This is a genomic window from Paenibacillus sp. AN1007 (assembly GCF_040702995.1).
Lineage (GTDB): Bacteria > Bacillota > Bacilli > Paenibacillales > Paenibacillaceae > Paenibacillus.
Map to the genome: position 1 here is coordinate 2,060,323 of NZ_CP159992.1, position 12,387 is coordinate 2,072,709.

Sequence of the window (12,387 nt, forward strand, 5' to 3'; positions counted from 1 at the left end):
CCTGTTCGAGCTGGAGATAAATAATTTATAGTAAAAAGAGGTTGTCCTGTAAACAGGGCAGCCTCTTTCATATTAAAGTTAAGATCAAGCAAATGAAACAAGCTAAATCAAAATAAAGGCAGCTTAATGAATGTCGCGGAAAAGGCCGATAACCTTACCTAAAATACTAACATGTTTCAACCGCAGCGGCTCGAATGTTGCATTCTCCGGTTGAAGGCGAATATGATCTTTTTCCTTATAAAATGTCTTAACTGTAGCCTCATCATCCTCAGTCATGGCAACGACAATATCCCCATTATCTGCGGTCTGCTGCTGACGAACAATGACATAATCTCCATTAACGATACCGGCTTCAATCATGCTGTCCCCGACAACGGAAAGCATAAATACTTTCTGTTCCCCTACATAATGAGTAGGGAGCGGGAAGTAATCTTCAATATTTTCAGTTGCTGTAATCGGAACCCCGGCAGTTACTTTACCCACGACTGGAATTCGTGCAACACTGTGGGCAAATTGATGAGAATGCTCGGACTCTTCCTGGCTCAAGAGTTCGATTGCTCTTGGCTTGGTTGGGTCACGTCTGATTAAACCCTTCTTCTCCAAACGATCCAAATGTCCATGGACCGTAGAACTGGAAGCCAGTCCAACGGCTTCGCCAATTTCTCGTACGGAAGGAGGATACCCCTTCAACCGGACTTCATTTCGTATAAACTCCAGAATAGCCTGCTGCCTGCTGGATATCTTCGACATACCGTATCAACCCCATTTTAGTAACGTTTGGGAAAATTATAACATAGAACCTCCGTTCGTACAAACATAAGTTCTAAAGAAATCGCATTATTTCAGTGATTTCTTCATTTTACTCTTTTTTTGTGGATACTCGAGTTAAATTTGAGGACAAGGTCTTAAACATACGTATGTTAATTTCGGATTAATGACGTTTTAATGTCGAAAAAGAGCGAACAATTGTTCTAAAAAGTTGTTGAACAAAACAGGTGTTCGTGTTATATTGTTTTCAACAGATAGGAACAAACGTTTGGAGGCGGGATGCAAAATGAGATATTCAACTTATCAGAGCATTTATGAACCGGTGAATTCGAAAGCTGTGAGGTCTAACATAGGGCAATTTAGAACATTAATATCACGATTCAAACTTTCGCAGGGGTTAATCAAATTAGCTATTGCTTCATTAATTATATTGATAGGCTGCAGTACTGTTCTAACCGTATTTGCTGGTAATGAGAAAGAGCTGCTTCCTGGAGGAAAGATCGCTGTATCTCAGGGGGAGACGTTGTGGAGTATTTCTGTGGAGCATAAACCAACTACGATGGATACGCGTGTATATATAGAAGCAATTAAAAAGGTGAACCAACTGGAATCAGCAACAATTCAGACAGGACAGGTTTTGGTATTACCTCAGTTTGCTAAATAAAATGCATTTGATCGTGAATTACCGCGCGCCAACTTGACAAGCTGCCTTTATCATGTCAAAGTTATTATGACTTTGTAATTTTGGAGGGGACAAGCTTGGATATTGATAGTCTGGTAGCACGTATTAACGAATTGGCTCGCAAGCAGAATTCCACTGGACTGTCAGAGGAAGAACTTACTGAACGTGCCAAGTTGAGAGAAATTTATTTGGGTAATATTCGTAACAATTTCAGACAGCAGCTCGATTCAATTGAAATTGTTGACGACGAGAATGGTCAGGGCCACCAAGGCAAACTCAAACATTAATTATAGAAACCTAAACATATCGTTATGATATTTAGGTTTCTTCATGCTATTTGGGATGCTTACTATAGGGGGATAAGAGCTTACACCGAGTTATGTAAGCCGATACAAGACACATAAGGGGGATTCACATGTCGCGGCGTTCGTTCGAGAGAACGGTTCGGAAAAATTCTAAGCAATTGAATCAACAGCGTAAAAAAAGCGGTCAACCTATTTCGGGAAATCCAGGTGAAGATATTTACAAAGGAAGAAGCTTGTTATTTCCTATCTTTCTAATTGGTTTGGCGTTTCTGTATCTGTTCATGAGTACTTTTTTGGTTAAAGCTCCAATGACCACATGGGATTGGGTAACGATGCTGCTTTATGTATTTCTGGCTGTTATTTTTATGCTTCGACGTCCTTACATTAAAATCAGCAGCAGCCGGATCATTACAACGAAGGGGAACCGCGAGCGCTCCATTGGCGTTGATGATATTATCAAGTTCAGATTTGAACCAGGCACGGTTGTCATTGAACATAACAGCCGCGGAAAAAGATGGGTTTTTACCAAGTTGTTAAATCGTTACGATACAGAAGCAATGACTGAGCGATTGATGAAATTTGCAAAAGCTCACCAGATCACCGTGGAAACCATTGATAAGTAATTAATGTATAAAGGGGCAGATGATCGGAATGGCATTGAAAGCGATTATGTTCGACCTGGATGATACTTTACTATGGGACGAGCGCAGTGTTCGAGAGGCTTTTCATGAAACTTGTTTAACTGCGGCAGCGGAAACAGGCGTTAATGCCGAGGCACTTGAAGAAGCTGTTCGTAACGAAGCACGTGAATTATACGAATCCTATGAGACATTTCCTTTTACCAAAATGATTGGAATCAATCCATTTGAAGGCCTTTGGGCCAACTTCAATGGAGGAGAACAGCCAGAATTCCGCCAGCTTGAACAGTTGGCTCCGATTTACCGGAAGGAGTCCTGGCGCCGCGGTTTGCTCAAGCTGGGTGTCGATCAAGAAGAGCTTGCAGAACGTTTGGCTTCACAGTTTGGGGCAGAACGCAGATCGAGACCTCATGTTTATGAGGAAACAATGGATACGCTGCGTCATCTGCAAGGAAAATACAAACTGCTGCTTTTGACGAACGGATGTCCTGCCCTGCAGCAGGAGAAGCTGGATGGTGTACCTGAGCTATCTCCTTTCTTTGATGAAATTATTATCTCTGGCAGCTTTGGTAAAGGTAAACCTGATCCATCCATTTTCGATCATGCTTTAAGTAAACTCGGTGTTAAAGCAGAAGAAAGCATCATGGTTGGCGATAAACTAACAACGGATATTCGCGGTGCGCTTTCTTCGGGAATCCGTGCGGTTTGGATTAATCGCGAAAACAAAATCAACAATGAAACCTATTCACCTGACCACGAAATCAAACATTTATCTGATTTGGAAGATATCATTGCGAATTTCTAAATATCTTTGAGAATATGGTTTTACGCAACAGCTGCAATACTCATTTAACATTGGTTATGGCATGAAAGATGTGATCTTTCGTGTGTCATAACCAATGTTTTTTTGTTTATGAGCAAACAGAGGAGTGTTTCTAACAATCTGTTAGGAGCAGTTGTATATTTTTTTTGCGAAAAGATATTGAAATTAAGAAACTGCTGCTATAAAATACAACTAACATACTAGTATGACTAGTATTTAAATTCTTCGATGCGCAATCCATTTTCTTTTAAAATTCAATTTATATCACACTTTAAATTTAGTCAGGTTCTTATTCGGATGCCAAAGCAAACCTTGTGAACAAACATGATTTCATATGAAGGGGACCAGCATTATAAAGTGGTTTTCATTTGTTTGTATTGTAAGCGCTTCATATCCAAGAAATTTCAGTTAACATTCAAACAAAAGCAGAATTGTTCAAGCTCTACATTTCTGTATATGTTTGATTGTACATAAAACAAAGTTGGTACCGCTTACATGTTTATTTTGCAGTGGGGGTGAATCAAACAGCATAGAGGTCTTCTGGATCAATGTGATAGAGGACATGTCATCTAAGGGATACCATATCATTTCCTAATCAAGTCATGGATCGGAGTGAATGACACATGGAGTCAGAAACATCAAAGGCAGCAATACCGATGATATCTTCACGCAGAGAAAGCAGATTGCGGACAGCTGCTGCGTTAATTCGTAAGGATTGGCAGTTGTACTCGCTGTTAGTGCTTCCCATCATTTATCTGATTATTTTCAAGTACGGCCCGATGTTGGGTAATATCATCGCATTTAGACGTTTTGTTCCCGGTGGGAGCATTTTTGGGGAAACCTGGGTTGGCCTGCGTTACTTCAAGATGTTTATAGAGGACCCGACGTTCTGGCGAGTCTTCAGCAATACACTCATGCTGGGCGGGCTTGCGATGTTGTTTACATTCCCGGTGCCGATCATATTTGCGCTCATGCTTAACGAGGTGAAGAGCAAACGCTTCAAAAAGTTTGTGCAGACAGCCTCATATCTGCCTCACTTCCTGTCCATTGTTATCGTAGCCGGTATGATTCTGCAGCTCACAGCAGTAAACGGTTCAATCAACGGTCTTGTCGCATTTTTCACAGGAGATAACATTCCATTTATGCAGCGTGCAGAATGGTTCAGAACGATATATATTTCATCTGAAATTTGGCAGGGTATGGGCTGGGGAGCGATTTTATATCTGGCAGCACTGACCACCATTGATGATTCGCTGTATGAAGCCGCTCGAATTGATGGAGCGAATCGCTGGAAACAAACCATTCATGTAACGATTCCAGGTATTTTACCAACGATTGTCACGTTACTGATCCTGAATATGGGGAACTTCCTGGCTGTAGGTTTTGAGAAAATCCTGCTTTTGTATAATCCGCTGATTTACGAAACTTCTGATGTAATATCGACCTATTTGTATCGTGTGGGTCTTGAATCCAGCAACTTCAGCTATGCCACGGCCATTGGATTGTTTGAATCGATCATTGGGCTGACTCTGGTATTCAGTGTAAACGCTATTTCACGCAAACTGACACAACGCAGTTTATGGTAGAGGGGGAGCATCATGCAGGAATCCACATCATACAAGATATTTAAAGTGTTCAATGTCACGTTTTTGCTGTTTGTTGTTTTTATTACTCTGTATCCGTTCCTGAACGTTGTTGCTCAATCCTTCAGCAGTGAAGCGTATATCAACTCAGGTAAGGTAAGTTTATTTCCAAGAGGATTCAATGTAGATACGTATAAAACCATCTCAAAGGACAGCATGTTCTGGTTGAACTATAAAAACACAATCATTTACACGGTGGTAGGTACGTTAATCTCCATGTTTATGACGACTATTTTTGCCTACGCACTTTCTAAAAAAAGGCTGATGGGACGTAAATTTCTGACGATGTTTGCCGTGTTCACGATGTTCTTCAGCGGTGGTCTGATTCCTAACTACGTTCTGATCAATTCCCTTGGTTTCAATAACACCATGTGGGCACTGGTTGTCCCGGGTGCAATAAGCATATATAACATGCTGATTATGAAGTCCTTCTTTGAAAACATGCCGGAAGAGTTAGAGGAAGCCGCGTCTATTGACGGTTTGAATACGTACGGTATTCTGCTGCGTATCATTCTTCCTCTTAGTAAAGCGGTCATGGCGACGATGGTGCTGTTCTACGCTGTTGGACATTGGAACTCCTGGTTCCCGGCTTTCTTGTATCTGGACAAAAAAGAGCTGTTTCCGGTCACCATCTATCTGCGAAACATGATTGCCGGAGCAACAAGTGGAGCCACTGCCGGGGCAACCTCAGCGGATAACCTGACTCAGATTGCAGCTAACATTAAATCGGTAACCATGGTTCTGACGATCCTGCCGATTCTCACCATCTATCCATTTGTACAGCGTTACTTTGTAACCGGTATCATGTTGGGATCAGTAAAACAGTAAGTACCGCACACATGGTGTTAGAACACAATAAAAGGGGATGAATGTATTGAAAAGAAAGCCGCGTAATATGCTTGGCAAAATGATTTTGGCAATGACGATGTCTGCCGTACTCGCTGCGTGCAGTAGTGATGCTGGAACGGGTCCGGATATCTCAGATGTGGGTACGAAATCAGCGATGGAGAGTTATAATGCTGGTGATACGTTCAAAGCCACTGAACCGTTCAATCTTTCCATTTTATATAGTGACCAACCGACATATCCATACAAAAAAGACTGGCTTTTGTTCAAAAAAATTACGGAGATGACAGGCGTTACACTGGAGCCAACGATTGTGCCGATGAGTGACTATCCACAGAAAAGATCTCTTTTGATCAGTTCTGGTGATGCACCTTTGGTTATTCCGAAGACCTATCCAGGGGAAGAAGCTGCGTTCGTATCCTCGGGAGCAATTCTACCGATCAGTGACTATATCGATTTGATGCCTCACTTCAAAGAGAAGGTAGAGAAGTGGAAGCTTGAACCGGAACTTGAAGGACTTCGTCAGGAGGATGGCAAGTATTACGTCTTACCGGGATTGCATGAAGAAGTGTGGCCAGATTATACCCTGATTGTAAGAACGGATGTGTTTAAAGACAATAATATTGCTATTCCTACAACCTGGGATGAACTATATACGGCCGCGAAAAAGTTGAAAGAAATCTATCCCGATTCCATTCCGTTCTCCGACCGCTTCAAGTTTAACAGTACACTTGGCATTGCGGCAGCTGGATTTGGTACCAAAGCCGGCTGGGGTTATGGAAACGGCTTGACCTACAAAGCAGATACGGATGAATTTGTATCGACAGCTGCAACGCCGGAGTATAAGGAACTGCTAACGTTTTTCAACAAGATGGTATCCGAAGGACTGCTCGATAAAGAAAGCTTCACACAAGACGATGATCAAGCGACTCAAAAGTTCGTATCAGGCAAATCGTTTATGATTAACGGAAACTCACAGACACTTGTGCTGCACCGGAATGACATGAACAAGACACTGGGTGAAGGGAAATACTCGATTGCCAAGATTACCGTTCCGGGAGGTCCAAAAGGACAGTTAATGTCTGGTTCGAGACTCGAAAATGGTGTGATGATCTCAGGTAAAATTAAAGATAACGACAATTTTAAAGCGATATTACAATTTATTGATTGGTTATATTATAGTGACGAAGGACAGGAGTTCACCAAATGGGGCGTAGAGAACGAAACGTTCACTAAAGAAGACGGCAAACGCAAATTGATGGATGATATTAATTACAACGGATTGAACCCGAAAGGTACAAAAGACCTGCGTGTTGATTTCGGATTCTCTGGTGGGGTATTTGCTTATGGAGGAACAACAGAGCTGCTTCAATCCATGTTTAGCGAAGAGGAGCTCGTGTTCCAGAACAATATGAAAGAGATAAAAGAAATTATTCCGGCCGAGCCGCCTATTCCGTATTCTTCTGAGGATCGGGAACGTGTAACGCTCCTCAGCACACCTTTGAAAGACTATACGGACCAGAATACGTTGAAGTTTATATTGGGTGAGCGGAAGTTGTCTGAGTACGATGCATTTCTTAAAGAACTGGAAAGCCAAGGTTTGTCCAATTATCTGAAATTGGCGAATGACACCTATAAGACCTACAAGGAAAATAAAAAGTAAGCCGCATGATTTGAAGCCGAGCTGCCGTTTCGCTGAGCATATTTAAGTGGAACGGCAGTTTGTGCTAATATGAAGGGAATATGGTTGGGAGAAAGAGGTCAAGGGATGGTATTAAATCAGAAAATGAGAGGCTCTACCAGGGCTTATTCCTATAATTTAGTAAAAGAAAGAATTCTTCATCTGGAGCTTGAACCTGGCACCAAGATTTCCGAAAAAGAGATTGCAGACGAATTGCAAGTGAGCCGCACACCGGTGCGAGAAGCTTTTATGAAATTGGCAGAAGAAGAGCTGCTGGACATTATTCCGCAGAGCGGTACGATTGTTTCGCATATTAACCTGGAGCATGTGGAAGAAGGCAGGTTCATGCGTGAGAAGATGGAAAAGGAAATCGTTCGGTTGGCATGTACATCGTTTCCTGATGAATATGTGTTTAAACTGGAAACCAACATTGCCATGCAGGAAGTATGTATGGGGAAAAACAACTTTTATCGCCTGTTTGAACTGGATGAAGAGTTCCACCAGATTTTGTTTCAGGGTACTGGAAAGCTGAGAACGTGGAAGATGCTGCAGCAGCTGAACATGCCATTTAACCGGCTGCGTCTGCTGCGTCTGGCAGAAGATTCAAACCTCGAAGTAATTATCTCTCAACACAAAGAAATTTTGCGGCTGGTTACAGAACGCCAGAGTGAGCAGGCTGTTCAAGTTATGGAAGCCCATCTCAGACTAGTTGTGGTTGAACAGGAGATGCTGAAGGACAAGTATCCTCACTATTTTATCTAACCACACAATCAACCCCCCTGTTCGTAGGAACAGGGGGGTATTAAGCGTAAAGCATTTAGGTTACAGCAGATTTACGCGTTTTTGATAAATGTTGGATCAGGATACGGATCGGCGATCCAGCCGTCTTTTTCAATAAACAGACGCACCGCGATGATTTGTTTGTTCTCCATTAATGTAAAGAAATGCGGTGTGTTTTCAGGAACGGAAATTACGTCTCCAGGAGACAACTCTACATTAAAGTAACCTGTATCGTCTGCCGCTTTAATAACGAAGATACCTTTTCCCGCAACAATCGCACGGATCTCGTCTTCCGCATGCGTATGAATCTCTTCGAATTTGGCCAACTTTTCTTCGATGTCCGGTGTCTGCTCTGAAAGCGTGATGACATCCCAGATTTGATAACCGCGGCGGGCCGCCAGATCTTTGATCTCATAATCGAAGGTTTCTAATACTTCCTGCTTTTGATCATCGGTAAGTCCAAAATTATTTTGCAGTTCAGCATTTAATTTGGAAGCATCCCACTTCTCATATAATACATCATATTTGTTCAGGAAAATTCGAACATTCTCGTCTCCAGTGATGCGTTCGTTCGTGTTTCGGATTACAATTTCAGCCATGTGCTTTCCCTCTTTTCCACTTGGATTAATTGAATTATATCGGATAGCTCATATTTTGTCGATTCACAAATTCGCTTTCATTCCTGCAAATTCGAGACCTTTCGGGAGCAAAACCGATCTTTCACATTAAGTAAGTTTCTGTTAAACTAAGATTTAACGTTTTGCGGGGGTGAAGATATTGGATAAGCTTAGTCTACACGATGCATTAAAACAACGAATATTAATCCTCGACGGTGCAATGGGGACAATGATTCAACAAGTGGATCTGACCAGCGACGATTTCGGCGGTGAAGATCTGGATGGATGTAATGAAATGTTGGTGCTAACCCGTCCAGACTTGATCCAACGTATTCATGAAGATTATTTGGAAGCTGGTGCCGATTTAATTGAGACCAATACATTTGGTGCAACTTCAGTAGTTCTTGCTGAATACGATATTCAAGATCGTGCACGTGAAATCAATCTGGAAGCAGCCCGGATCGCGAAAGCTGCGATTGACCGTTTTTCCACACCAGAGTCACCAAGATATGTGGTAGGAGCTATGGGGCCAACGACCAAAACACTGTCTGTGACCGGCGGGGTGACATTCCAAGAGCTGGTTGACAGCTATTTTGAGCAGGCTCTCGCTTTAATAGAGGGAGGCGTTGATGCGCTACTGCTCGAAACCTCACAGGATACCCTCAATGTCAAAGCGGGAAGCATTGGTATTCAGCAAGCGTTTGATCAGAGCGGTATGAAGCTGCCTTTAATGATCTCAGGAACGATTGAGCCGATGGGTACGACCTTGGCCGGTCAGAACATTGAATCTTTTTATATATCCTTAGAACACCTTAACCCGATTTCGGTGGGACTAAACTGTGCGACAGGTCCAGAGTTCATGCGTGACCATATACGCTCTTTGTCCGGCATGGCATCTGCAGCCGTGAGCTGTTATCCCAATGCAGGTCTGCCTGATGAGAATGGTAACTATCATGAATCGCCAGACTCGTTAGCTCAGAAAATCGGGGCTTTTGCAGAACAGGGTTGGTTGAACATTGCTGGAGGCTGCTGCGGTACGACGCCAGCTCACATCCAGGCCATGCGTGATACACTCGCCAAATACCCCCCAAGAGAATTGAACGGAACACACCCGCCTGCATTGTCCGGCATTGAGCCGGTATATGTCGAGCAGGATAATCGCCCCTACATGGTTGGTGAGCGCACCAACGTGCTGGGTTCACGGAAATTCAAACGCTTAATTGTCGAAGGCAAGTACGAAGAAGCTTCTGAAATTGCGCGAGCACAAGTGAAAAATGGAGCACATATCGTAGACGTCTGTGTACAGGACCCCGACCGTGAGGAAACGGAAGATATGATCAAGTTCCTCGAACTGGTTGTCAAAAAGGTCAAAGTTCCGCTGATGATTGATACGACAGACGCTGCGGTTATCGATACGGCACTTCAGTATTCTCAAGGCAAGGCAATTATTAACTCCATTAATCTTGAGGATGGCGAAGAGAAATTTGAATTGGTAACACCACTGCTCCATAAATACGGCGGAGCGGTCGTTGTCGGAACGATCGACGAGAGGGGCCAGGCCATCAGTCGGGAGGACAAGCTTGATGTGGCCAAGCGTTCGTATGACCTGCTGGTGAACAAGTACGGGCTGAAGCCGGAAGATCTGATTTTTGATACTTTGGTGTTTCCGGTAGGAACGGGTGACGAACAGTATATTGGTTCCGCCAAAGAAACGATAGAAGGCATACGAATCATTAAGGAAGCACTGCCGGAGTGTCATACGATTCTCGGGATCAGCAACATTTCCTTTGGTCTTCCTGAAGCGGGTCGTGAGGTGTTAAATTCTGTATTCTTGTATGAATGCACCAAAGCGGGTCTGGATTATGCCATCGTAAACACCGAAAAGCTGGAGCGCTACGCATCCATTCCGGAAGAAGAACGCAGACTCTCGGAGGAATTGCTGTATAATACCAATGATGAGACACTGGCAGCGTTTGTAGCGGCTTTCCGTAATAAGAAGGTAGAGAAAAAGGAGAAAATCTCGAATCTATCTCTGGAAGAACGTCTTGCATCGTACGTGGTAGAAGGAAGCAAAGAGGGGCTGCTGCCTGATCTCGAGCAGGCTCTTGCTAAATATTCAGCACTTGAAGTGATCAACGGCCCGTTAATGCGGGGCATGGAGGAAGTTGGACGGCTGTTCAACAACAATGAGTTAATTGTTGCCGAAGTGCTTCAAAGTGCGGAAGTCATGAAAGCTTCTGTAGCATATCTGGAGCAGTTTATGGAGAAGAATGAAACTTCCGTTAAAGGAAAAATCATTCTTGCCACCGTTAAAGGCGATGTGCATGACATCGGTAAAAATCTGGTCGAGATCATCTTGTCCAACAACGGTTACCGGATCATTAATTTGGGTATAAAAGTACCACCAGAGCGTATTATCGAGGCCTATAGGGAAGAAAAGGTTGACGCGATTGGCCTTTCAGGTCTGCTCGTCAAATCCGCACAGCAGATGATCCTCACCGCACAGGATTTGCGCACAGCCGGAATTGATGTACCTATTATGGTAGGGGGAGCGGCATTAACTCGCAAGTTTACTAAAAATCGGATTCGTCCCGAATATAACGGTATGGTTGTTTATGCAAAGGATGCAATGGACGGCCTGGATCTGGCCAATAAGCTGATGAACCCGGTTACGCGGGAAGCGATGCAGGCCGAGATGGATGCTGAAAAAGAAGCGGACGCTTCAAGTGCAGGAGAAGTTCAAGCACTTCCGGAGCTTACCAGGGTAGAACGCTCCGCTATTACAGCCGATCATCCGGTCCTGGTACCGCCTGATCTGGAGCGCCATACACTGCGTAATTACCCGCTGTCACACATTCTGCCTTATGTGAACATGCAGATGCTGCTTGGACACCATCTGGGGCTTCGGGGCTCTGTTGAGCAGCTGCTTGCTTCCGGTGATCCCAAAGCAGTGGATCTGAAAGCGGTCGTAGACGGCATTATGCAGGAAGCGGTTCGTGACGGAATCATTCAGGCTCATGCGATGTATCGTTTCTTCCCGGCACAGTCCAGCGGCAACAGCATCATCATTTATGATCCGCAGGATACAAGCAGCATTCTGCATACTTTTACGTTCCCGCGTCAAAAGGTAGAGCCATTCCTGTGTCTGTCGGACTTCCTGAAGCCGGTTGATTCTGGTGAGATGGATTATGTGGGCTTCCTCGTCGTTACTGCCGGACATGGTGTACGAGAGCTCTCCACGGCTTGGAAGGATCAAGGGGATTATCTTCGCTCACATGCGCTGCAGTCGGTAGCGCTGGAAGTCGCGGAAGGATTGGCGGAACGTGTGCATCATATGATGAGAGATATATGGGGCTTTCCGGACCCTGCAGATATGACGATGAAGCAGCGTCATGGTGCGCGTTATCAGGGGATTCGAGTTTCCTTTGGATATCCGGCCTGCCCGGATTTGGAGGATCAAGGTCCGCTCTTTAAGCTGATGCAGCCTGAGGATATCGGTGTTGAGCTGACGGAAGGTTTTATGATGGAGCCGGAAGCGTCTGTGTCCGCGATGGTATTCAGCCATCCGCAGGCGAAATATTTTAACGTCGAAAAAGCATAAATT

At 44.0% G+C, this 12,387-nt stretch carries 11 protein-coding genes; 9 read left to right on the top strand and 2 right to left on the bottom strand.

The annotated features are described in order from the left end of the window. Window positions 1-123 precede the first annotated feature (123 nt). A complete protein-coding gene (lexA, locus tag ABXS70_RS09380; protein ID WP_056689962.1) occupies window positions 124-750 on the bottom strand; it encodes a transcriptional repressor LexA in 627 nt (208 codons plus the stop codon). A 304-nt stretch (window positions 751-1,054) separates the two neighbouring features. Between lexA and ABXS70_RS09385 the strand changes: the two genes are divergently transcribed. From ABXS70_RS09385 to ABXS70_RS09420, 8 genes are all read left to right on the top strand, one after another. After that, window positions 1,055-1,432 (top strand): LysM peptidoglycan-binding domain-containing protein, encoded by a 378-nt coding sequence (locus tag ABXS70_RS09385; RefSeq protein ID WP_342551468.1) that lies wholly within the window; start codon window positions 1,055-1,057, stop codon window positions 1,430-1,432. Window positions 1,433-1,527: 95 nt separating this feature from the next. Next, window positions 1,528-1,737, top strand: a complete 210-nt coding sequence (locus ABXS70_RS09390) for a DUF896 domain-containing protein (protein ID WP_366295445.1) — start codon at window positions 1,528-1,530, stop codon at window positions 1,735-1,737. A 128-nt stretch (window positions 1,738-1,865) separates the two neighbouring features. Beyond that, a complete protein-coding gene (locus ABXS70_RS09395; RefSeq protein WP_342551466.1) occupies window positions 1,866-2,378 on the top strand; it encodes a hypothetical protein in 513 nt (170 codons plus the stop codon). Window positions 2,379-2,406: 28 nt separating this feature from the next. Next, window positions 2,407-3,198 (top strand): HAD family hydrolase, encoded by a 792-nt coding sequence (locus ABXS70_RS09400; protein ID WP_342551465.1) that lies wholly within the window; start codon window positions 2,407-2,409, stop codon window positions 3,196-3,198. 674 nt (window positions 3,199-3,872) lie between these two features. Next, window positions 3,873-4,802, top strand: coding sequence for an ABC transporter permease subunit (locus ABXS70_RS09405; RefSeq protein ID WP_342556366.1), 930 nt, complete (start codon window positions 3,873-3,875; stop codon window positions 4,800-4,802). A 12-nt stretch (window positions 4,803-4,814) separates the two neighbouring features. After that, a complete protein-coding gene (locus ABXS70_RS09410; protein WP_342551464.1) occupies window positions 4,815-5,687 on the top strand; it encodes a carbohydrate ABC transporter permease in 873 nt (290 codons plus the stop codon). 46 nt (window positions 5,688-5,733) lie between these two features. After that, the gene (locus tag ABXS70_RS09415; protein ID WP_342551463.1) at window positions 5,734-7,368 is read left to right on the top strand and encodes an extracellular solute-binding protein; all 1,635 of its coding nucleotides are present in this window, start codon (window positions 5,734-5,736) and stop codon (window positions 7,366-7,368) included. A gap of 105 nt (window positions 7,369-7,473) precedes the next feature. Next, window positions 7,474-8,148, top strand: a complete 675-nt coding sequence (locus ABXS70_RS09420; protein WP_366295448.1) for a GntR family transcriptional regulator — start codon at window positions 7,474-7,476, stop codon at window positions 8,146-8,148. Window positions 8,149-8,219: 71 nt separating this feature from the next. On the opposite strand, the gene ABXS70_RS09425 is transcribed toward ABXS70_RS09420, so the two are convergent. Beyond that, window positions 8,220-8,765: a cupin domain-containing protein gene (locus ABXS70_RS09425; protein WP_342551461.1), complete on the bottom strand. Its 546-nt coding sequence runs from the start codon at window positions 8,763-8,765 to the stop codon at window positions 8,220-8,222. Between the two features lie 178 nt (window positions 8,766-8,943). On the opposite strand from ABXS70_RS09425, the gene metH reads away from it, so the two are divergent. Beyond that, window positions 8,944-12,384, top strand: a complete 3,441-nt coding sequence (gene metH / locus ABXS70_RS09430; protein WP_366295450.1) for a methionine synthase — start codon at window positions 8,944-8,946, stop codon at window positions 12,382-12,384. The last annotated feature ends 3 nt before the right edge of the window (window positions 12,385-12,387 follow it).

Excerpts from the sequence above, each read along its gene's own strand:
- ABXS70_RS09395 (WP_342551466.1), top strand. The coding sequence starts at position 1,866 with ATGTCGCGGCGTTCGTTCGAGAGAACGGTTCGGAAAAATTCTAAGCAA.
- ABXS70_RS09400 (WP_342551465.1), top strand. The coding sequence starts at position 2,407 with ATGGCATTGAAAGCGATTATGTTCGACCTGGATGATACTTTACTATGG.
- ABXS70_RS09425 (WP_342551461.1), bottom strand. The coding sequence starts at position 8,765 with ATGGCTGAAATTGTAATCCGAAACACGAACGAACGCATCACTGGAGAC.
- lexA (WP_056689962.1), bottom strand. The coding sequence starts at position 750 with ATGTCGAAGATATCCAGCAGGCAGCAGGCTATTCTGGAGTTTATACGA.
- ABXS70_RS09420 (WP_366295448.1), top strand. The coding sequence starts at position 7,474 with ATGGTATTAAATCAGAAAATGAGAGGCTCTACCAGGGCTTATTCCTAT.
- ABXS70_RS09405 (WP_342556366.1), top strand. The coding sequence starts at position 3,873 with ATGATATCTTCACGCAGAGAAAGCAGATTGCGGACAGCTGCTGCGTTA.
- ABXS70_RS09410 (WP_342551464.1), top strand. The coding sequence starts at position 4,815 with ATGCAGGAATCCACATCATACAAGATATTTAAAGTGTTCAATGTCACG.
- ABXS70_RS09385 (WP_342551468.1), top strand. The coding sequence starts at position 1,055 with ATGAGATATTCAACTTATCAGAGCATTTATGAACCGGTGAATTCGAAA.